At 31.2% G+C, this 22,078-nt stretch carries 20 protein-coding genes, 1 tRNA gene and 1 pseudogene; 11 read left to right on the top strand and 11 right to left on the bottom strand.

What is annotated here, in order from left to right; all coding sequences use genetic code 11:
- Positions 1 to 117 precede the first annotated feature (117 nt).
- The 4 genes from RHP49_07625 to RHP49_07610 all read left to right on the top strand — a co-directional run bounded on the left by RHP49_07625 (position 118) and on the right by RHP49_07610 (position 5,895).
- Positions 118 to 1,494: an OmpA family protein gene (locus tag RHP49_07625; protein ID WNH14112.1), complete on the top strand. Its 1,377-nt coding sequence runs from the start codon at positions 118 to 120 to the stop codon at positions 1,492 to 1,494.
- 79 nt (positions 1,495 to 1,573) lie between these two features.
- Entirely contained in the window at positions 1,574 to 4,336 is a 2,763-nt protein-coding gene (locus tag RHP49_07620; protein WNH14111.1) for a PD-(D/E)XK nuclease family protein, read from the top strand.
- A complete protein-coding gene (locus tag RHP49_07615) occupies positions 4,333 to 5,172 on the top strand; it encodes an alpha/beta fold hydrolase (GenBank protein ID WNH14110.1) in 840 nt (279 codons plus the stop codon). Before RHP49_07620 ends, RHP49_07615 begins: the two co-directional genes overlap by 4 nt.
- A 6-nt stretch (positions 5,173 to 5,178) precedes the next feature.
- Positions 5,179 to 5,895 carry a DNA mismatch repair protein MutT gene (locus RHP49_07610; protein WNH14109.1) on the top strand — a complete coding sequence of 239 codons (717 nt, stop codon included), beginning with the start codon at positions 5,179 to 5,181 and terminating at the stop codon, positions 5,893 to 5,895.
- A gap of 66 nt (positions 5,896 to 5,961) precedes the next feature.
- On the opposite strand, the gene RHP49_07605 is transcribed toward RHP49_07610, so the two are convergent.
- The 4 genes from RHP49_07605 to RHP49_07590 form a co-directional block, all read right to left on the bottom strand.
- Positions 5,962 to 7,146: an aldose epimerase family protein gene (locus RHP49_07605; GenBank protein WNH14108.1), complete on the bottom strand. Its 1,185-nt coding sequence runs from the start codon at positions 7,144 to 7,146 to the stop codon at positions 5,962 to 5,964.
- A gap of 600 nt (positions 7,147 to 7,746) precedes the next feature.
- Complete coding sequence (locus RHP49_07600) at positions 7,747 to 10,173, bottom strand: DUF4982 domain-containing protein (protein WNH14395.1); 2,427 nt, start codon at positions 10,171 to 10,173, stop codon at positions 7,747 to 7,749.
- A gap of 444 nt (positions 10,174 to 10,617) precedes the next feature.
- A tRNA-Ala gene (locus RHP49_07595) sits at positions 10,618 to 10,691 on the bottom strand.
- A gap of 5 nt (positions 10,692 to 10,696) precedes the next feature.
- Positions 10,697 to 11,491: a universal stress protein gene (locus tag RHP49_07590; protein ID WNH14107.1), complete on the bottom strand. Its 795-nt coding sequence runs from the start codon at positions 11,489 to 11,491 to the stop codon at positions 10,697 to 10,699.
- Positions 11,492 to 11,550: 59 nt separating this feature from the next.
- On the opposite strand from RHP49_07590, the gene RHP49_07585 reads away from it, so the two are divergent.
- The 3 genes from RHP49_07585 to RHP49_07575 are packed head-to-tail and all read left to right on the top strand — an operon-like array spanning position 11,551 to position 13,587.
- Positions 11,551 to 12,051, top strand: coding sequence for a GNAT family N-acetyltransferase (locus RHP49_07585; protein WNH14106.1), 501 nt, complete (start codon positions 11,551 to 11,553; stop codon positions 12,049 to 12,051).
- Positions 12,048 to 13,382: an MATE family efflux transporter gene (locus RHP49_07580; GenBank protein WNH14105.1), complete on the top strand. Its 1,335-nt coding sequence runs from the start codon at positions 12,048 to 12,050 to the stop codon at positions 13,380 to 13,382. The genes RHP49_07585 and RHP49_07580 overlap by 4 nt, the downstream gene beginning before the upstream one ends.
- A gap of 28 nt (positions 13,383 to 13,410) precedes the next feature.
- The gene (locus RHP49_07575; protein WNH14104.1) at positions 13,411 to 13,587 is read left to right on the top strand and encodes a hypothetical protein; all 177 of its coding nucleotides are present in this window, start codon (positions 13,411 to 13,413) and stop codon (positions 13,585 to 13,587) included.
- Between the two features lie 100 nt (positions 13,588 to 13,687).
- On the opposite strand, the gene RHP49_07570 is transcribed toward RHP49_07575, so the two are convergent.
- Entirely contained in the window at positions 13,688 to 14,329 is a 642-nt protein-coding gene (locus tag RHP49_07570; GenBank protein ID WNH14103.1) for a 2OG-Fe(II) oxygenase, read from the bottom strand.
- A 113-nt stretch (positions 14,330 to 14,442) separates the two neighbouring features.
- On the opposite strand from RHP49_07570, the gene RHP49_07565 reads away from it, so the two are divergent.
- Complete coding sequence (locus tag RHP49_07565) at positions 14,443 to 14,895, top strand: 6-carboxytetrahydropterin synthase (GenBank protein ID WNH14102.1); 453 nt, start codon at positions 14,443 to 14,445, stop codon at positions 14,893 to 14,895.
- A gap of 200 nt (positions 14,896 to 15,095) precedes the next feature.
- Positions 15,096 to 15,848 carry a UDP-2,3-diacylglucosamine diphosphatase gene (locus RHP49_07560; GenBank protein ID WNH14101.1) on the top strand — a complete coding sequence of 251 codons (753 nt, stop codon included), beginning with the start codon at positions 15,096 to 15,098 and terminating at the stop codon, positions 15,846 to 15,848.
- Here RHP49_07560 and RHP49_07555 read toward each other — a convergent pair.
- From RHP49_07555 to RHP49_07545, 3 genes are read right to left on the bottom strand one after another with little or no spacing between them, the layout of a single operon-like run.
- Positions 15,845 to 17,116 carry an MFS transporter gene (locus tag RHP49_07555; protein WNH14100.1) on the bottom strand — a complete coding sequence of 424 codons (1,272 nt, stop codon included), beginning with the start codon at positions 17,114 to 17,116 and terminating at the stop codon, positions 15,845 to 15,847. The two genes, RHP49_07560 and RHP49_07555, sit on opposite strands and share 4 nt — an antisense overlap.
- A gap of 2 nt (positions 17,117 to 17,118) precedes the next feature.
- Entirely contained in the window at positions 17,119 to 18,813 is a 1,695-nt protein-coding gene (recJ, locus tag RHP49_07550) for a single-stranded-DNA-specific exonuclease RecJ (GenBank protein ID WNH14099.1), read from the bottom strand.
- Positions 18,814 to 18,815: 2 nt separating this feature from the next.
- The gene (locus tag RHP49_07545; GenBank protein WNH14098.1) at positions 18,816 to 19,238 is read right to left on the bottom strand and encodes an OsmC family protein; all 423 of its coding nucleotides are present in this window, start codon (positions 19,236 to 19,238) and stop codon (positions 18,816 to 18,818) included.
- 59 nt (positions 19,239 to 19,297) lie between these two features.
- Here RHP49_07545 and RHP49_07540 point away from each other — a divergent pair.
- Together RHP49_07540 and RHP49_07535 are read left to right on the top strand one after the other, a co-directional pair.
- Positions 19,298 to 19,404: pseudogene (locus RHP49_07540) on the top strand (carboxymuconolactone decarboxylase family protein).
- A 123-nt stretch (positions 19,405 to 19,527) separates the two neighbouring features.
- Positions 19,528 to 20,325, top strand: a complete 798-nt coding sequence (locus RHP49_07535) for a hypothetical protein (GenBank protein ID WNH14097.1) — start codon at positions 19,528 to 19,530, stop codon at positions 20,323 to 20,325.
- On the opposite strand, the gene RHP49_07530 is transcribed toward RHP49_07535, so the two are convergent.
- From RHP49_07530 to RHP49_07520, 3 genes are read right to left on the bottom strand one after another with little or no spacing between them, the layout of a single operon-like run.
- Entirely contained in the window at positions 20,311 to 20,655 is a 345-nt protein-coding gene (locus RHP49_07530; GenBank protein ID WNH14096.1) for a HopJ type III effector protein, read from the bottom strand. The genes RHP49_07535 and RHP49_07530 overlap by 15 nt on opposite strands.
- Position 20,656: 1 nt before the next feature.
- Positions 20,657 to 21,331, bottom strand: coding sequence for a 16S rRNA (cytidine(1402)-2'-O)-methyltransferase (gene rsmI / locus RHP49_07525; GenBank protein ID WNH14095.1), 675 nt, complete (start codon positions 21,329 to 21,331; stop codon positions 20,657 to 20,659).
- Positions 21,331 to 22,074 carry a hypothetical protein gene (locus RHP49_07520; GenBank protein ID WNH14094.1) on the bottom strand — a complete coding sequence of 248 codons (744 nt, stop codon included), beginning with the start codon at positions 22,072 to 22,074 and terminating at the stop codon, positions 21,331 to 21,333. The genes rsmI and RHP49_07520 overlap by 1 nt, the downstream gene beginning before the upstream one ends.
- Between the last annotated feature and the right edge of the window lie 4 nt (positions 22,075 to 22,078).

The raw sequence follows: 22,078 nt of genomic DNA, 5'->3' as shown, positions 1-22,078 counted from the left end.
TCTGAACTATTGATGAATAGTAGTTTTCTTCTTTTTTTTCATATATTTATCTTTGTTAATAAAATTTAACAACTTACTTTTGTTCACGATTAACACTTAAAAATTAAACTTTTGAATATGAAAAATCTTAGCAGATTATTGTTCGCAATGTTGCTTGTACTTGGTTATAGCAACTCTAATGCGCAAGACCAAAACAACCCATGGCAAATTAACATTGGGGTTAACGCTGTAGACGCTTATCCTAATGGAGATGGCGGACTTTTTAGTGAAACTATTTTTGATGAATTCGCTAACGTGACTGACCACTGGAACATCTTACCTTCTTTATCAACTATCTCTGTATCTAAATACGTTGGTGATGGTTTCTCTTTTGGAGTTGCGGGTTCTTTAAATAAAATAGATAAATGGGGTGATATTAGCACAAACCCAGATACCACTAACGAAGTAGATGATTTATCTTACTATGGAGTAGATGGTACTATTAAATACAATTTCTTACAAAATACAACTCTTGACCCTTACGTAGGTGTTGGTGGTGGTTACACTTGGATTGACGAAATTGGTGCTGGTACTTTAAACGGTACTATTGGTTTAAATGTATGGTTTAGCGACAATGTTGGTTTAACAATACAAACTTCGTACAAACATGCATTTGAAGATTACTTAACAACTCACTTCCAACATACAGCTGGTATTTCTATCAAATTTGGTGGAACAGATACTGATGGTGATGGTATATATGACAAAGATGATGCTTGTCCAGATGTTGCTGGTTTAGAAGCTTTCAATGGTTGTCCTGATACTGACGGTGATGGTATTGAAGATAGCAAAGACTCTTGTCCTAACGAAGCTGGTTTAGCTGAGCTTAACGGATGTCCTGATGCTGATGGTGACGGTGTTGCCGATAAAGATGATAACTGTCCTTCAGTTGCTGGATTAAAAGCTTTAGCTGGTTGTCCTGATGCTGATGGTGATGGTGTAACTGATGCTGATGACAAATGTGTTAACACTGCTGGTCCTGCTGCAAACAATGGATGCCCTTGGCCAGATACTGATGGTGACGGTGTTTTAGATAAAGATGATAAATGTCCAGATGTTAAAGGTACTGTAGCTAACAGTGGTTGTCCAGAAGTTAGTGAAGAAGTTCAAAAAACGCTTAATGAATATGCTAAAACGATCTTATTTGATACTGGAAAATCTACTATCAAATCTCAATCTGAGGCTGTATTAGCTGATATTATCTCAATACTTAAAGAATACCCAACAGCTAAATTTACTGTTGAAGGACATACTGATAGTGTTGGTAGCGAGAAACTAAACCAAAGATTATCTGACTCTAGAGCAAATTCTGTTAAAGAATACTTAATTGAAAATGGTATTGATGCTTTCAGACTTTCTGCACTAGGATATGGAGAAGCTAAACCAATCGATTCTAACAATACTCGTAAAGGTAGAGCTAACAACAGACGTGTTGAAATTAACTTAGCAAAATAAAAACTAGTAAATAGTTTTAATAAAATAAGTTTTACAAAAAAACGCTTCGGATATCCGAAGCGTTTTTTATTTTTATAGAATGACAACTTTCATATTTGATGTTTTAAAAGATTTACAAAACAAACATGTAAATCTCTCTCAATTAACTTTTGTTTTACCGAGTAAAAGGGCAGGACTATTTTTAAAACATCAACTTAAAAAAGTTACTAATCAAACTATTTTTGCTCCCGAAATTATAAGCATAGAAGAGTTTGTAGAAGCACTATCACAACTAAAAACAGTTTCAAATACCGAACTTCTTTTTGAGTTTTATAATAGCTATACCGAATTAACAAAAAAAGAAAACCTCGACTCTTTTGAGTCTTTTTCAAAATGGGCACAAATACTGCTTCAAGATTTTAATGAAATAGACAGGTACTTAATACCACAAGATAAAATATTCAACTATTTAAGTGCTATCCAAGATTTAAAACATTGGTCGTTAGAAAAAGAAAAAACAGAATTTGTAAAAAATTACCTCTCCTTCTGGAACAAACTTTACGACTACTATAATCACTTTACCAAGGCTCTTTTAAATAAAAATATAGGCTATCAAGGTCTAATTTATAGACAAGCAGTCCAAAATTTAAAAACATATATTGACGATAACCCTAAAAAACAACATGTTTTTTTAGGCTTTAATGCTCTAAATACTGCTGAAGAAACCATTATACAACAGCTCCTTGAAAATAAATTAGCACAAACATATTGGGATATAGATGCTGTTTTTATAAACAACCCTAAGCATGATGCTGCTTTATTTACAAGACAGCATAAAACAAATTGGAAACACTTTAAAAACAATACTTTTAATTGGATAACGACAAATTATTCCAAAGAAAAAAATATATCAGTCTTTGGGATTCCAAAAAATATAGGACAAGCTAAATATATTGGATCATTATTAAAATCGATAGAAAAACAAAATAAGTCATTACAAAATACCGCAGTAGTTTTAGGTGATGAAAACTTATTAATTCCTGTATTAAATTCTATCCCTAAAAATATAGAAGCCCTAAATATAACTATGGGTTTTCCGTTAAAAAGCATTCCACTATCATCGCTTTTTGAAGCATTATTTTACATTCATAAAAATACTTCAGTATCTTTTTATTATAAAGATGTTATTAATATTCTATCACATCAATTTATAAGACCTTTATTTTTTATTGATCATGTAGATTATGCATCGCAAATAATTGAAACAATAGATGCAAACAACATTGTTTATTTAACAACAGCACGTTTAAAACAAATAGCTAACAAATCAAATGACATTATCGATTTGTTATTTTCTAATTGGAATACATCTATTGATTTAGCTCTAAATAACTGCTCACAATTAATACTAAGTATAAAAAACTATTTAGATAACGACAAAGATTCTAACTTACTATCACTAGAATATTTATTTCGTTTTTATGCATTATTTAATGAGCTTATCAAATTAAATACCGAATACAATCATATTAAAGATGTATCAACCTTATATAGTATTTACAAAGAGTTATTAAGCTCTGAAAGCTTAGATTTTCAAGGCGAACCATTACAAGGTTTACAAATTATGGGTATGTTAGAATCTCGCGTTCTAGATTTTGAGACCGTTATTATATCATCTGTTAACGAAGGTGTACTTCCTTCAGGAAAAAGTAATAACTCGTTCATTCCTTTTGATGTTAAAATAGAAAATAACTTGCCTACTTATAAAGAAAAAGATGCCGTTTATACATATCATTTTTATCGCCTTTTACAACGCGCAAAAAATATTTATATTTTATATAATACCGAAGCCGATATTTTAACTGGAGGAGAAAAAAGCAGATTTATAACGCAATTAGAATTAGAAGGCATACATCCTATCAATCATCAAATAATATCACCACAAATCCCCGTAATTACGCCTACATTAAACGTTATTGAAAAAACACCCGATTTACAATTAAAACTTAAAGAACTTGCAAAAAAAGGATTTTCACCTTCATCACTTACAAATTACATTCGAAATCCTATTGATTTTTATTATCAGAAAATTTTAAAAATTAAAGAGCATAATGATGTTGAAGAAACGGTTGCTGCCAATACCTTAGGAACCGTTGTTCATAATACCCTAGAGGATTTTTATAAGCCCCTAATTGGTACATTTTTATCGGTAGAGGGAATCAAAAAACTTAAAAAAGATATTGATAAAATAGTAACACATCATTTTACTGATGTTTATAAAGAAGGTGATATAACCAAAGGAAAAAATCTAATTATTTATGAGATTGCTAAACGCTATGTTTCTAATTTTTTAGATCTAGAAATTAAAGAACTAAAAGCTGGTAACCAAATAAAAATACTAGCTATTGAACTGGAAAACAATGTACAAGTTGATATTCCTGAATTAGATTTTCCTGTAACGCTTACAGGAAAAGTTGATAGAGTAGATGAATACAATGGCATAACGCGAATTATAGATTATAAAACAGGGCGTGTTGAATTAAATAAAGTGGAAGTTGTAAATTGGGAAGATATAACAACAGATTATACTAAATACAGCAAAAGTTTTCAAATACTTACTTATGCTTATATGATGCAACTTTCTAAAGACGTAAAACTCCCTATTGAAGCAGGCATTATTTCTTTTAAAAATTTGAGTGCTGGCTTTTTAAAGTTTGCGAAAAAAGATAAAGCAGGTAATTATGCAAAAAAAGATATATTAATAACTAAAGAAACTCTCGAAAATTTTAGTAGTGAACTAAAACAACTTATTTTAGAGATTTGTAATATTAATATTCCTTTTACCGAAAAAGAGATAAAATGATTTTAAAACAAGATTTTATTATTGAAGGCAAACATCAAAAACCCATTTTGATAGATGCTACTTATCTTCAAAACAAAATCAATTTACCAATTATTATATTCTGTCACGGCTATAAAGGCTTTAAAGACTGGGGTGCTTGGAATTTAATGGCAAATGCTTTTGCTAAAGCCGGTTTCTGTTTTATAAAATTCAACTTTTCTCATAATGGAGGCACCATGGAGCAACCCATAGATTTTCCAGATCTTGAAGCCTTTGGTAATAATAATTACACTAAGGAATTAGACGATTTAGAATCTGTTATTAATTGGGTTTCTAAAAATGATACTTTAAAGAATATTTCAAATTTCACAAATATTAACTTAATAGGCCACAGTAGAGCAGGTGGTATTGTTTCTATAAAAGCAGAAGAAAACCCTCGAATTAAAAAAATTATTAGTTTAGCAGGTGTTAGTAGTTTTGGAAAAAGAATATCAACAACAGGTGATTTAGAACAATGGAAGAAAGACGGCGTTAAATACGTTTTAAACGGACGAACAAAACAACAAATGCCTCACTATTATCAGTTTTATGAAGATTTTATAAAAAATGAAGAACGCCTGTCTATTAAACGAGCGGTAACTCATTTAACCATTCCATATTTAATAATTCATGGAAACCATGATACTAGCGTATTAATTGAAGAAGCAAAAAACCTGCATAAATGGAATTCTAACAGTCAATTAAAGCTTATAAATGGTGCTAATCATGTTTTTGGAGCAAAACATCCTTGGAACAAAGATTCACTGCCAGAACACCTAAACCAAGTTGTGACACTAGCTATAGACTTTTTAAAGTAATTAATAATGATAACAAAACAGATAACTAAAATCAATTGGTATGAAAATGCAGAAAAAATATTTATTGCTACAGACTGTATTATTTTTGGCTTTGATGAAGGCATATTAAAGCTTCTGGTTTTTGAAAGACTTGTAAACCCATTAAAAGGTGAATTATCACTTATTGGTAGTTTTGTTAAACCTAATGAAACAGCACCACAGGCAGCTCACAGAGTTTTAAAAGAAATTACGGGACTAGATAATATTTTTATGGAAGAACTTAAAACCTATACTGAGGTGGATAGAGATTCTGGAGCGCGTTGTATATCTATAGGGCAATATGCCTTAATTAGAATTGATGAGTATGATAAAGAACTAGTTAAAAAACATGGCGCCCTGTGGTATGAAGTAGATAAACTTCCTAAGCTAGTTTTAGACCACAATAAAATGGTAGAAGATGCTTTAAACCGATTACGTAGAAAATCTAAATTTTACCCTATTGGTATTGAATTACTTCCAAAGAACTTTACCATACCACAATTACAAAATCTTTATGAAGTAATTCATCAAAAGAAATTAGACTCTAGAAATTTTAGAAAAAAATTACTCTCACTAAAACTACTTATTCCTTTAAACAAAAAGGACATGTCTGGGTCAAAAAAAGGCGCTTTTTTATATAAATTTGATTATAAAAAATATAAAAAACTAGAGGAAAACGGTTTTAATTTTTCTCTTTTTAAGTAGAAACAAAAAATCCCCATAATGTTATCATTACGGGGATTTTTATATAAACTATCTAAAAACTTTAATTTATCTCGCAGAAAATTTAAATGATGTTTTAGAAATATATTTCTCTCCAGGATTTAAAACCGTTGTTGGGAAATTTTCTTGATTTGGAGAATCTGGATAATGTTGTGTTTCTAAACAAAATCCTGTTCTATGCGCATACGTTCCGCCTTGTTTACTAGGTAGTGTACCATCTAAAAAATTACCAGTATATAGTTGAATACCTGGTTCGTCAGAAAAAACATCTAGTTGTCTTCCACTTTCCTTTTCATAAGCAGATGCTACCAATCTTACACCTTCATTTTGATTGTTTAACACCCAACAATGATCGTAACCTAAACCTCTTTCTAGTTGTTCATCTTTAGTGTTAATGTCTTTTTCAATAGCTTTTGCTTCTCTAAAATCAAAAGGCGTATTTGCAACATCTGTAAGTTCTCCTGTTGGAATCAATGTAGCATCAACAGGTACTAATTTATCTGCATTTATAGTAATTTCATGATCTAAAATGGTTTTAGAAAAATCACCTGTTAAATTAAAATAAGAATGCTGCGTTAAATTTACAATGGTTTTCTTGTCGGTAGTTGCTTCATAAACTATTTGCAATTCATTATCATTTGTAAGTGTATAAGTTACTTTAGTTTCCAAATTACCAGGATAGCCTTCTTCCATGTCTTTGCTTAAATAGGTAAGAACTAATGATGCTGTACTATCTGTTTTAACTTCAGCAGCATTCCAAACAACTTTATCAAATCCCTTATCACCACCATGCAAATGGTTTGCGCCGTCGTTAGTTGCTAATGTATATTCCGTATCATCTAATGAAAACTTTCCTTTCGCAATTCTATTACCATATCTTCCAATTAAGGCTCCAAAAAATGGTGTTTCTTTTTCATAATCTTCTAAAGTATTATACCCTAAAACAATGTCTTTATAATCATTATTCCTATCTGGAGCAGTCCAAGATGTAATAATCCCTCCATAAGTAATGACACTTATTTCCATGCCTTTTTCATTTTTCATTATATACTTATCCACGGCAATGCTATCTGATGTTACACCATAAGCCTCCTTTGAAATTGTTACCATATTTTCTGTTTTATTTTGAGGTGTTTCTTCTGTATTTTTTTTCTTATCACTTTTGCATTGCACACTTAAAAGTGCTATTCCCATTAATGAAAAAGCATAGATACTTTTTTTTAATCTATTCATAATATACTTTATTTATTTAGTTGCTTATTAAATTTATTTTAAATGCTCATTATCTTTTTCTTTCTTAAAAGAAAAACCGAAAACAAGAAATAATTCAGTCCCTAATAACTCACTGGTACTTAAAAATTTTTGTGTGCCAAAGCTATTATCTTAGGCACCTCTATTCCATTGTTTTTACTATGGGTTGATTGTTCTTCTTTTAAACCATAACATCTTTCTAAATAATCCTTATCTGTAAACAGACTCAGAACAAGGTGAAATTAGAAATTATTTATACTTTTTAAAGGTTCAATAATATCATTACAGACAATTTTAAACTTAATTTAAAATTGGTTTCACTATATAAATCTTAATTATATTTGACATACTTTATAAGTGTCAGATAAACATTTATAAATTACTTAAAAATAAATAACATATGCAAAAATATATTAATCGAACTCAATAAATTATTATAAGTTAAAATTTGTTAGCTATAAAATAAAAAAGCCTCAAAAATATAAACTTTTGAAGCTTTTTAGAATGTAGAGAAGTTTATATATTATGATGTTGCTTGTTAGAATACCTTTTGGATTTATTTATTTTTTGTGAGATGAGAAACTAATCTGTTGAATTCAACTTCAAGTTTCCGCTTTTTAATCCATGACCTGTAACAAATAATTCAATAGTTCCAGATTCATTAGTTGACTGAACCAAGACGACTAATTTTCCACTAAAAAGTTTCATGGTTGGCAAATGGAACATTTCTAAAGACGTGGCATCTCCATTACAAGCTGCCCTATATTTTCCATGTCCTGTTACTTTGAATTTTAATTGATTTGTTGCTTTTGGACATGGAATACCATTTTTATCAACCACCGATACCGTTACATAAGACAAGTCCTTTCCATCGGCATGTAATGTTTTTCTATCTGGATCCAATATTATTTTATAGGGTTTACCTGCTGTTTTAAGTTCCTTTTCTGCAACAGGTATTCCTTCTGCATTAAAAGCTACGACTTTCAGGTTTCCAGGCTCATATTTAACATCCATCCACATTAAACGATATCTGTTTTGTGGTGTAGAAGCGTTCTTTTTCTGAATTCCCATACTTTTTCCATTTACAAAAAGCTCTGCACTATCATAATTGGTATAAACAAAAACAGGGGTTATTTCTCCTTCTCGACCTTCCCAATTCCAATGTGGTAAAATATGAAGTGTTTCATCTGTTTTATTCCATCTGCTTCTATACAAATAAAAACGATCTTTAGGAAGTCCTGCTAAATCTGAAATCCCAAAATATGAACTGCGTGATGGCCAACTTTCATCATAGGGTGTAGGCTCTCCTAAATAGTCAAAACCAGTCCATACGAACTCACCTATAACCCAAGGTTTATCATCTTGTAATACAAAATCTTCATCTGGCACATTAGACCAACTACAGGCTTCTAAATCATACGAGGAACTTTGAAAATCCTCATACTGTTTATTTTTTTCCTGAACAACAGGAAACTTATAAACACCTCTGGAACTAACAGTTGATGCCGTTTCTGATCCTAAAATAAAACCTTGTGGAAATTTTTTATAAGCCTCTTCATATAAATGAACGCGATAATTTAATCCTGGAACATCCAATAATGCACCAAAACCAGATTCCATTGTTGCCTTTACTTGATCCATTCCAACGGTAACAGGTCGTGTAGGGTCTTCTCTATGAAAAATATCTTGAAGCCATTTTGCCCGTTTCACACCTGCTTCACCCCTTTGATCTGGCACTTCATTTCCAGAACTCCACATCACAATGGACGGATGGTTTCTTGTGGCTTGCACTAAGTTTACAATATCCTTTTCGGCATAATCATTAAAAAAGCGATGGTAGCCATTCTTCACTTTTGGTTTCGCCCATTCATCAAAACTTTCGGCTAAAAACATAAATCCCATTTCGTCGCACAATTCTAATTGCTCGAATGATGGCATATTGTGCGAACTACGAATCGCATTGCATCCCATATCTTTTAAAATAGTTAATTGGCGACGTAATGCTGCTTTATTTATTGCGGTTCCTAAGGGACCTAAATCGTGGTGTAAACAAACCCCTTTAAACTTTGTAACTTCTCCGTTTAAACTAAATCCTTTATTGGCTTCATATTTAATATCTCGGATTCCAAAACGTGTTGACACCTCATCTTTCAAATCATTACCAACAAACAACTGTGAAACCGCTTTATACAAGTAAGGCGTTTCAGGACTCCATAATCTAGGATTTTGAACTTTGATATTTTGATCGAATTCATTACCAAATTCTATTGATGTTTTATCTGTACTTATTTGATTTCCATCAGCATCAAAAATAGTAGTAATCAAAGACCCATTTTTAATTGAAGCTTTTGTTTTTATATTAACTTTGGCTTCATCTTTATTAATAAATGGCGTTGTAATAAACGTTCCCCATTGGTTGATACTTTCCTTGTTTTTTACAATAACACTTACTTTTCGATATAAACCTGCTCCAGGATACCAACGTGAAGCAAATTCTTTATTTGTTAGTTTTACAGCTAACGTATTTTCGCCTTCTTTAATAAATTCTGAAACATCAAAATAAAAATAACTGTAACCATAAGCCCATGCTCCTACTTTTTTGCCATTTAAATAAATTTGGGGCTCACTCATGGCGCCTTCAAAAAGTAAAATCACTTTTTTTCTATTTTCGTAATTTGGTAAGGTAAATTTATTTCGATACCAGGCAGACCCGGTATGTGGTAAAGCACCTGTTCTTCCTGTTTTTTCAGTAGCTACTTTTTCACCATTTTGCACAATGGCAACATCCTGCTTATCTATGTCTTTATCAAAAGGTCCGTAAATAGCCCAATCATGCGGAACACTTATGTTTTCCCATTTAGAATCATTAAAATCTACTTGAAAAGCATTTTCAAAATCTCCCTTTTGAAATTTCCAATTGATATCTAATTCTTTTACTGTTCTTAGTTGTGAAAAAGAAACTTGTGTACACGTTAAAATTATAAAAAAAAGAAATCTAATTTGATGCATTAAAAGGTTGTTAATAATCATTTATGAGCTTATTAAGGTGTTGTTTTTTAATAGTATTAGGTATAAATTAATTCGCTTATATTTTAAAATTATAAAATACCATATAATCCTAAAAAATCATTAATCTAAAAGTTTTCAAAACAAATATTTTATAAAAATTTGAATAAATCATAAATTTAAATTAAAAATGCTTAAAAAACCTTCTAATGTTTTTGTTTTGATTGATTTTGATGTGGTTTAATCCTCATTTAATAAATAATTCTCAGGAATACTTGTACAAGAACATCTGCCTATGGTTTATATTCTATATCAGTTGTTCAATAATTTTACTACTAAATTGTAATATATATTTTTTATATAAAATAAATTTCATTAAGTTTATTTATACGCGCAAATTAAAAAAGGCTTTAGAAGCAAAACCTCTAAAGCCTTTATTTTTAATAGTGGAGAAGATGGGATTCGAACCCACGACTTCTTGACTGCCAGTCAAGCACTCTAGCCAACTGAGCTACATCCCCATGTTTTATTTTAAACCACTTAATACTAAAACTGGTCTTTTACTATGGAAGTCCTTTTTAAGAATCGTGTTTTTTTCCCATTTTTTGGTAAAGAAACCTCGCTTACGCCTTACCACACACAACAAGTCTGGGTTATGCGTTTGAAAATATTCTAAAGCCCCTTGAAATGTTGTCGCATTTTCTGTTTCTGTTATACTAGCTACAATACTAGTTAAATTATCTTCGACATCAAAATCACCTTCATTATAATAAACTGTTTTAACCAACAATAAATTAACAACAGCATCAAAATTGTTTTTTATATCTATCAATTGATTTAAAGCATTTTCCTTTTTTATAATGGCCGATTTTATTGCTAATAAAATATTCTTTATAGGCTTAAATATATACCCTTCAGGTACTATAAGCGCTGGTATTTGAGTTTGTTTTATAATTTTACCCGATGTCTTTCCTAAAAACACCTCATCTTTAATAGAGTTTGTTCTAGGCTCAACTAAAATTAAATCGACATTGGCAGCTTTACAGGCTAACTCTAAAGTATCAATTAATTTTCCTTTTAAAACCCTAACGGTAACATCAACATTTTTTGTATCAATTTTAGAAACTAAATTATTTAAAAACTCTTTACTTTCACGTTCTATAATATTATCAACCTTAATCATGGTCCCTGCTTTTGTATATACGTTATATACTTGCACAATAAACAGTTTCGCCCCAAAAGCTTCAGCAAAGTCTACAGCATACTGTAAATGGCTTAATGCATTTTTTGATGATCCTACTGGAACTAAAATATTCTTCATATCTATAAAGTTTGATAGCTAAATTTACAATAAATTTGACGTAAAAGTAAAACTTTTAAATGATTCGCAAAGCAACTCCAATAGATATTGATAATCTAATACGAATTACAAAAGCTTGCGCGAATAATTTGATTGATAAAAATATTTATCAATGGAATGCTTTTTACCCTAATAAAGAAGCCTTTTTTAAAGATCTTGAACGGAATGAATTATATGTTTTAGAAATACAAAACACTGTTATTGGCTGTATTACTATTTCAACTTTTATGGATGACGTTTATAAACCTGTATTCTGGTTAACTCAAAATGACAATAATATCTACATCCATCGGTTAGCTATTCATCCAAAACAACAAGGACAAGGTTATGCGCAACAGCTCATGCAGTATGCTGAAGATTATGCTTTAAAAAACCATATTACTTCTATAAGATTAGATACATTTTCTCAAAACACACGAAATTTAAAATTTTATGAACGTCGTGGATACAAACAACTAACCCCCATTTATTTTCCTAATCAAAGTAAACATCCTTTTTACTGTTACGAACTTGTTTTATGAATACAAACATTAGTTTAAAACATATAAATAAATTAGCTATTCCAGCTTTAATCGCAGGCATATCAGAACCCATATTATCTATTACCGATACGGCTATTGTTGGAAATATTAATGTAAATGCCACCGAATCATTAGCTGCTGTAGGTATTGTAGGCGCATTCATTTCAATGTTAATTTGGGTATTAGGACAAACACGAAGTGCTATTTCATCTATAGTTTCTCAATATGTTGGCGCTAATAAACTAGACAAAATAAAAAACTTACCCGCTCAAGCCATCTTTATAATTACATCGCTAAGCATTTTAATTATTCTATCAACCTATCCCTTTGCTACAAACATTTTCAAACTATATAACGCTTCTAACTTAATCTTAGAATATAGTGTAGACTATTACAAAATACGTGTTTTTGGTTTTCCTTTTACCCTATTTACAATAGCTGTTTTCGGAACATTTAGAGGCTTACAAAACACCTATTACCCTATGATTATAGCCATTATTGGCGCTTTTACAAATATTATTTTAGACTATATATTTGTATTTGGTATTCAAAATTATATACCTGCCATGAATATAAAAGGAGCGGCTTACGCTAGTTTAGCAGCCCAATTTTTAATGGCATTATTATCGGTATACTATTTACTTAAAAAAACAAGTATTCCTTTAAAACTAAGCTTCCCTTTAAATAAAGAAATAAACAAATTCATTATCATGATTCTTAACTTGTTTGTTAGAACCATAGCGCTAAATACAACGCTTTATTTTGCTACGCGTTTTGCTACAGGCTATGGAGCAGCATACATTGCGGCCTATACCATATCTATAAACTTATGGTTTTTTGGCGCTTTTTTTATCGATGGCTATGCTAGTGCCGGCAATATTTTATCTGGAAAATTATTAGGTGCTAAAGCATACGATTCCCTTCTTAAATTAAGCAATAAATTAATTATATACGGCATCCTTATTGGCTGTGCTATGGCTATAATTGGAGCTATTTTCTATTACCCATTAGGAAACCTCTTTTCTAACGACCCCGAAGTTTTAAATCTTTTTTATGACTCATTTTGGATTATACTTATCATGCAACCTCTATGCGCTATCGCCTTTATTTTTGATGGTATTTTTAAAGGTTTAGGTAAAATGAAACATTTAAGAAATGTATTGCTATTTTCAACATTTATCATTTTTATACCCATTCTTTTTTGGCTAGATAGTATGGGTTACAAACTACACGGTATTTTTATAGCACTTACATTCTGGATTATTGCTAGAGGCATTCCATTAATTGTAAAATTCAGAAAAACATTTACGCAGCTTTCTCAAAACAACTAACTTTGTAACAAAAAAATAAACTATTGATATGCAACTATTCATTACTTTATTACAAGACATCAATTTTGAAGAAAAAATTCAAAACGCTCCTAGTAAAGAATATGAAATAGGTGTTTTTATTGGCTCTATGTTGCCATTTGTATTGCTTGTATTATTAGCTTATTTGATTTATAGATATAACAAAAACAGAATTAATAAAGAATAATATGGATTTCTTATCATTTTTAAGCGGAAACGGATTGTTTCTAGTACTCGCCTTAGTTTTAATAATTGTTTATGTAGTAAACAGAAAAAAACGAAAATAACTATCGGGTTTTTAACCAACCTGTAATACTCATTCTTTTGGTTTTTACAGGTTTTACTTCGTGTTCAATAATCTGACTTTCAAAAATTACCATTCTTCCTGGAAACGGATAAATAACTTTTTCGGTCTCCTCACCGTTTTTATTTAAATACAAAACTAGTTCACCTCCGTTTTCGGGTAACCATCCGTCTTCATTTAAATAACATACAAACGATAATTTACGCCTATCATCATTTTGAAACGTATCAATATGCTTTTTGTAATACGTGTCTTTAGGGTATAAAGCATAATGAAATTCTTTGTTTAAAATACCCAGAAAACATGTTTTATTTAGGTAGGTAACCAAATCGTTAATCTTACTAAAAAACAAGGATTCTGTCTGGTTTGCTTTCGTTTCATCTATCCATAAAATTAAATCGCCTCTAATCGATTTTTCAATAGTTTTATTCAACTTACTCCCAATAGCCGCTTTTTTAAAAGCATCTTCCTCGTACTTTTCTAAAAGAGATTGTCTAAATAAAGCGACTTCATCTAAAGAAAAAAAGTGTTCAACACTACTAAATTGCTGTTTAGCTAGATCTGAAATTATTTGTTCATAAAGCGGATTTTCAACAAAATCGATGGATTCAAATAGATGACTCATAAGCGTAAATAAAAATCATCTATCCTTTTTTGGATAAAAGCGAGCAAATGTAATCTAAAATCCGTTTGCTTTTACAAAATGAATATCTTTGCATTTTTAAACTATACTTTATAATGAGTGGTATTCGCATAACTAAACAATTCTCTTTCGAAACTGGTCACGCACTTTATGGCTATGACGGTAAATGTAAAAACGTACATGGCCATAGCTACAAGCTTTCGGTTACTGTTTTTGGCAAACCTATTAAAGACATAAACCATGTAAAATATGGTATGGTTATAGATTTTGGTGATCTTAAAAAAATTGTGAAAGAAGAAATTGTAGATGTTTTTGACCATGCTACCGTTTTTAACAAAAACACCCCGCATGTAGAACTCGCAAAAGAACTTCAAGACCGTGGACACAATGTGTTACTGGTAGATTACCAACCTACTAGTGAAATGATGGTTATAGATTTTTCTAAAAAAATAAAAAAACGTCTGCCATCACATATTAGTTTGCACTCTTTAAAACTACAAGAAACCGATAGCTCTTTTGCCGAATGGTTCGCTTTCGATAACGTTTAGGGCGTTACCATCCCGATAGCTATCGGGAGGTCGGGCTTTCACAAGTCGCTCTCTGCGAGGAGCTCCAACAATTGCTCAATCCCTAACGCAATAGCAAACAGTTTTACCAATAATGAGATTCCTGCATTACTCATTTATTCATGTGATATAATAATGTATTCGTGAATCTGCAATTTCGCAGGAATTAGTATATTTACAACATGCAAATTCCAAAAGGGAAAAAAATATATTTCGCTTCAGATAACCATTTAGGAGCTCCTACACAAGAAGCTTCTCGTCCTCGCGAAAAAAAATTCGTAGCATGGTTAGACCACATAAAACACGATGCTGCTGCCATTTTTCTTCTTGGCGATTTATTCGATTTTTGGTTCGAGTATAAAACCGTAGTACCTAAAGGTTTTACCAGAACTTTAGGAAAACTTGCTGAACTATCAGATTCTGGAATTCCCATATACTATTTTGTTGGAAATCATGATTTATGGATGAACGGCTATTTTGAAGACGAACTCAACATTCCTGTTTACCACAAACCCAAAGAATTCACCTTTAATAATAAAACATTTTTTATTGGTCATGGTGATGGTTTAGGACCACACGATAAAGGTTATAAACGCATGAAAAAAGTATTTACAAATCCGTTTTTTAAATGGCTTTTTAGATGGGCACATCCAGATATTGGTATGCGTGTAGCACAATACTTATCAGTAAAAAACAAACTCATTTCTGGAGATGATGATGCTAAATTTCTTGGAGATGATAACGAATGGTTAGTACAATATAGCAAACATAAACTAAAGGATAAACACCGTGATTTCTTTGTGTTTGGACACAGACATCTGCCATTAGAAATCCCTTTAAATGCTACATCAAAATACATCAATCTTGGCGACTGGATTCAGTATTACACTTATGGTGTTTTTGATGGAGAAAATTTTGAGTTGATTACATATTAAGCTTCTTCATTCTCATGAGCCTCAATATCCTTAGTTAAGTCTAAATTTCTAAGCACAGGATTTTTAATACCTATTGTAAGTACGGTAATTAAAGTCATGGTACCTCCAAAAACTACTGCAACAACAGGACCCATTATTTTGGCAGCAACGCCACTTTCAAAAGCCCCAAGTTCGTTAGAAGAGCCTACAAACATAGAATTTACTGCAGATACTCTACCTCGCATATTATCTGGCGTTTTTAATTGTAAAATGGTTTGTCTTATTACCATAGAAACGCCATCGGTAGCACCACTTAAAAATAAAGCAAGGACACTTATCCAAAACACATCCGAAAGTCCGAAAGCAATAATACACAATCCAAATCCGAAAATAGAAGCTAATAATTTTTTACCCGCATTTTTACTTATTGGTAAGTAGGTCGTCATAAACATACTAAAAATACTTCCTAACGATACTGAAGCGTTTAAAATACCAAACCCCTGTGAACCAACCTCTAAAATATCCTGAGCAAAAACAGACAATAAAGCTACAGCGCCACCAAATAAAACGGCTATCATATCTAATGTTAACGCACCTAAAATGGCTTTATTATTAAAAACAAAACGCACACCAACTTTTAAACTTTCCTTAATAGGTTCTCCTATTTTTGGGTTTAAAATGGGTTTCTTTTTAATTTGAAAAACAAGTATTAATGAGGTTAAAACGAATATAAATATGATACAAAGTGTTTTGTCAACACCAATCCAATGAATAAAAAACCCTCCAAAAAGAGCCCCTAAAACAGCTGCCGCTTTCCAAGTACTTGTACTCCAAGTGGCTGCATTTGGGTATATTTTTTTTGGTACAATTAAAGCCACTAACGAAAAAATAGTGGGTCCGAAAAAGGAACGCAAAAATCCTCCAAAAAACACAAAAGCATAAATAGCATATAATATTGTTTTTGTACTCCAATCTGCTACTATCTCATCCCATGTTAATAAAAATAAGCCTAAACTAATTAATGAAAATGCTGCAATACATTTTGCTAAAAGGTTTCGCTTTTCTTTTTGATCTACAATGTGTCCTGCAAATAATGCCATGGTAAAGGCAGGAATAATTTCCATTAAACCAATAATACCAAGATACAAAGGATCTTTAGTGATGCTATATACTTGCCATTCTATAACAATAAACTGCATAGACCATCCAAAAACCAATACAAAACGTACTAATAAAAATATATTGAATTCTTTAATGCGCAATGCTGCGTAAGGATCTGTTTTTGCCATATTTATTCCTTAATATCTCTTAACTTTAATTGAAGTGATACATTACCTTGCCATTCATTTTCATCAATAGAATAAATAGCTTTAAAGGGTTTATTCTCAGAAATAATATCAAGCTTATCTCCCATACTAAAACCAATACAGACTATTCTGGTAGAAACTTCTGGTTGTGTAACAGTTAATCTTAGATGTGTTTTATCTTCGCCAACACATTTTCCATAACCTGTATCAATTAAGTTTTCAGTCATAAAAACAGGCGTCATATTGCTAGGGCCAAAAGGTGCAAATTGTTTTAAAATTCTATAAAACTTAGATGTAATATCATCTAAATTTATTTGGGCGTCTATTTTAATCTCTGGTATTAGTAAATCCCTATCAATGGTTGTAGAAACCTCATTTTCAAAAGCTTGTTTAAAAGCTTCATAGTTTTCTTCTTTCAAAGTTAAGCCTGCTGCATATTTATGTCCTCCAAATTGCTCAATATGTTCGCTACATGCTTCCAAAGCATTATAAACATCAAACCCTTTCACCGATCGTGCTGAGGCAGCTAATTTATCACCACTTCTAGTGAAAACTAATGTAGGCCTATAATAGGTTTCGGTTAACCTAGAAGCCACAATACCAATAACGCCTTTATGCCAATCTTCATGGAAAACAACAGTTGTAAGTCGGTTTTGTTCTTTTTGCTCTTCAATTTGCTTAAGAGCATCTTGTGTAATTTCTTTATCAATTTCTCGTCTGTCAAGATTATACTCATTAATTTCACTGGCATACTTTGTCGCTAAATCTTCATCTTCTTCAACTAATAAAGTCACTGCATAATTACCATGCTTCATACGTCCAGCCGCATTAATACGAGGCGCTACAATAAACACAACATCGGTAATGGTCAGTTCTGTTTTTTTAACTTGAGTTAAAATAGCTTTTATACCTGGTCTCGGGTTTGAATTGATAACCATTAAACCAAAATAAGCCAAGACTCTATTTTCACCATCAATAGGAACAATATCTGCGCCAATAGCCGTAGCTACTAAATCTAAATATTCACTTAAATCTTCAGCCGTTTTCCCTTCTTTTGATGCTAGTGCTTGAATTAATTTAAAACCAACACCGCAACCACATAACTCTTTATAAGGATAATTACAATCGTCTTGTTTAGGATCTAAAACAGCAACAGCTTCTGGAGTTTCTGCTCCTGGTCTATGGTGATCACATATAATAAAATCGACTCCTAATGTTTTAGCATGAGCTACTTTTTCAATAGCCTTTATACCGCAATCTAAAGCGATAATAAGTGAAAAATTATTTTCTTGTGCAAAGTTGATTCCTTTATAAGAAATACCATAACCCTCATCATACCTGTTTGGAATGTAAGTATAAACTAAATTGTGTTTTGTTTTTAAATAAGACGACATTAAGGCTACCGATGTGGTGCCATCAACATCATAATCGCCATAAACCAAAATGTTTTCTTTATTAGCAATCGCTTTTTCAATACGCGCAACGGCCTTATCCATATCTTTCATTAAGAACGGATCGTGTAAATCTTCAAAACTAGGTCTAAAAAACCGTTTAGCATCTTCATAGTTTTCTATTCCTCGTTGCAACAACAAAGTTGCAGTGGCTTCGTCTACTTGAAGTGCTTCTTTTAAAGCCTTTAGTTTTTCAGGTTGTGGTTTTGGTTTTAGCGTCCAACGCATTTCTATGACTTATAAAAATGAGTTTCTACAGTTAACTCTGAAAATTGACGAAACATTTCCATAACGCCACAATATTTTTCAACAGATAAATCAACTGCTTTTTGAAGCTTTTTTTCATTTAAATCATTTCCGTAAAAATGAAAACTCATCGTAACTTTATCGTAATGTTTAGGATGCTCTTCGGTTAAATTAGCATCAATATCAATTTTAAAATCTTCAACCTTTAGCTTCATTTTTTTTATTAATGATGCCACATCTAAGCCCGAACAACCTGCTAAAGCAGAAAGCATTAATGCCTTAGGTCTTAAACCTTCTGCTTGTTCACCGTTTTCAGGGGTAGCTTGAATAGTTAAGTTATTTCCTGACGGATTTGTGCTTTCAAACTTCATGTCTCCTAACCACTTTGTAGTAATATGAACTGCCATTTTTATGAATTATTTTTTGTTAACTTGTAAATTCAAAAATACTACTAAAATTATAAAATATGCCTTTAGTAACATCTTTATCTACCGACCACGATTTAGAAACTAAAAACCTTGCTAAATTTTTTAATGAATATTAAGAGTTTGCTATAACTCAGTTTTAGTTATGCATAGTTGGGAGAAAGGGAAACATGTATAGAATCTCATTCCTGTAAAGGCAGGAATCTAAATTATTAGACGATGAAACTTAGAATGCTTTGCTTTTAGATAAAATAAGATTGAAAATAAAAATATGAAACTTTTTAAACCATTATTACTAACCATTTACTCTATTATATTAATTCTACTTTCTAGCTGTAAAGACACCCCTGAAGAGGACTTATTAAACTTTACACTTATAGAAAAAAACTCATATTTTATAGATTCCTATGACGGATTAAGTGTTTATAGAGATAATAAATCTAGAAAACCATTAAATGGATATTACGTTGTAGGAGATAAATTTAAAAAGTGGGAAGAATTCAAAGTTAAAAACGGCCTTTTAAATGGCTTAAATATTGTTTTTCATAGTAATGGAGAGATTTTTTCAAAATCAAATTATCAAAATGGAACGCTAAACGGGGAAGAAAAAATCTATTCTTTATCTGGAAAATTAAAAACAATTAATAAATACAAAAATGGTATCCGATATGGTAAAAGTCTTAGCTATTTTGAAAATGGACAACTAAAATCTGAATCTAAAATAGAAGACGAAAAAGTAATAGAATCAGTTTCTTATGATTTAATTGGCAATATTGTATCTCAAATATTTATTGATGATGGTAAAAAGATAACTCAATATGTGCAGGGAGGTAAAGTTTTCTCTGAACATATATCTTCTACATATGATAGTTTTGAAGCTACAAAATTTTATAATCAAGACGGAAGTTTAAAGCTTTATTTACAAATGTTAGAAGATGGCGATAATTTTTATATAATTGAACGCAACGAGGCAGGGGACGAAATAAAACGCACTAATGCCAAAACTAATCCTGAGGAATTATTAAAATACCAACAATTTATAGAAGGTACCAAATTACTTCTGAATTAAAGATTCATTTTCAAAAACTAACCCATCAAATCCAGTATTCATAAAGTTTCTAATGTTTTGATGTCCGGTACCGTTTGGGTCTAGTAAAACTTCATCAAAATAGTATTGTCCAAAACACGCTAAAGTTTCTTCTTTAGTGAAATTTTGAAGTTTTGCAAAAGCAAACAACTTACAAGATCCAGAGTTTTGCCCTGCATCATTTTGTAAACCTCCATTTTTAAAAGCCGTTGGTGTAAACAGATAGTTTGCCTCTATAACTTCCATTGTTTCCGAAAAGGCAATTGCCTTCGGCGTACTTCTTAACTTATTTATAAATGTTTCTATTGTCATTTTATTTACTTTTTCCACCAACTATAATTACAATTTCTCCTTTTGGTGGTTTGTTTGTATAATGTTCAAAAACTTCTTTGGCGGTTCCTCTAATGGTTTCTTCGTATAATTTGGTTAATTCTCTCGACACAGACACTTGTCTGTCTTCGCCAAAATACTCGCAAAAATGTCCAAGTGTTTTTATGAGTTTATGCGGACTCTCATAAAAAATAATAGTTCTGGTCTCTTCTGCTAGTAATAATAATCGGGTTTGTCTGCCTTTTTTAACAGGTAGAAAACCTTCGAACACGAACTTATCGTTTGGCAAGCCCGAATTTACTAGTGCTGGTACAAAGGCTGTCGCTCCTGGTAAGCAATCGACTTCTATATTATGTTCTATACAAGCTCTTGTTAATAAAAAACCAGGATCTGAAATTGCTGGTGTACCGGCATCACTAATAAGTGCAACAGTTGTTCCTGCTTTTATTTTTTGCAACACATTTTCAACTGTTTTATGCTCGTTATGCATATGATGCGATTGCATGTGGGTTGAAATCTCGTAATGTTTTAATAATTTACCTGAGGTTCGGGTGTCTTCGGCTAAAATTAAATCGACATCCTTTAAAACTTCAATAGCTCTAAAGGTGATGTCTTTTAAATTTCCTATAGGTGTGGGTACAATGTAAAGTTTACTCATTATTCAAACTTAGCTTCTATAATGCTCATAAAACGGACTTCAAATTCTTCTTTACCATCCCAATTATTATAATCTAACTTTACAATATTTTGAATAAAATGTGTAGCTTCATTTAATGAATTAAACGTATTTAATTGCGATAAAACACGTTCATAATCTTCACTTTTACCATCAAATAAATGTTTAATAAAAGCAATTTTATCGTTAAGCCCAATATGTAATCCGCCTCTATTTAATTTATCATTTAAAGATTTCTTTTCATTTGAAACACCATTTAGAGATTTTGAAACCGGTTCAAAAATAGGCATATCTTTAAATCCTGCTGTAATATCTTCTAAATCTGTTTTTTTTATGTCTGGTTTTGGTATGGCTTCTTCAAAAACAGTATCAATATCCTCTGTATCCTCTGGCATTTGTGCCACCATATCTTTAATAGTATTCATTAGCGGTTCTGTGATATGTTCATTTTCAGATTCATCTAAATTAATATAAACCTTATCATCAACTTCAATATTATCACTTACTTTATTATTAAAAGCTTGGTCTAACATTCCAAAAAAAGAAGAATCGCTACCAATGGTTGGTATATCTCCTTCAAAATTTTCGTGAGCAAACTTTAATACCGATAACTTTTCAAAAAGCTCAGCAACCTCAGAATGCATTTTAATAACATCTTCCTTTCCTTTTAACTTAAGAATCCTGTGGGCTATACTAATTAATTCTGACTCTAGCTTCTTTTTCATGTGT

This window comes from Flavobacteriaceae bacterium HL-DH10, assembly GCA_031826515.1.
Classification (GTDB): Bacteria; Bacteroidota; Bacteroidia; order Flavobacteriales; family Flavobacteriaceae; genus Thalassobellus; species Thalassobellus suaedae.
Note: the sequence above shows the minus strand (reverse complement) of the source record. Positions and strands in the feature narration are given on the sequence as shown.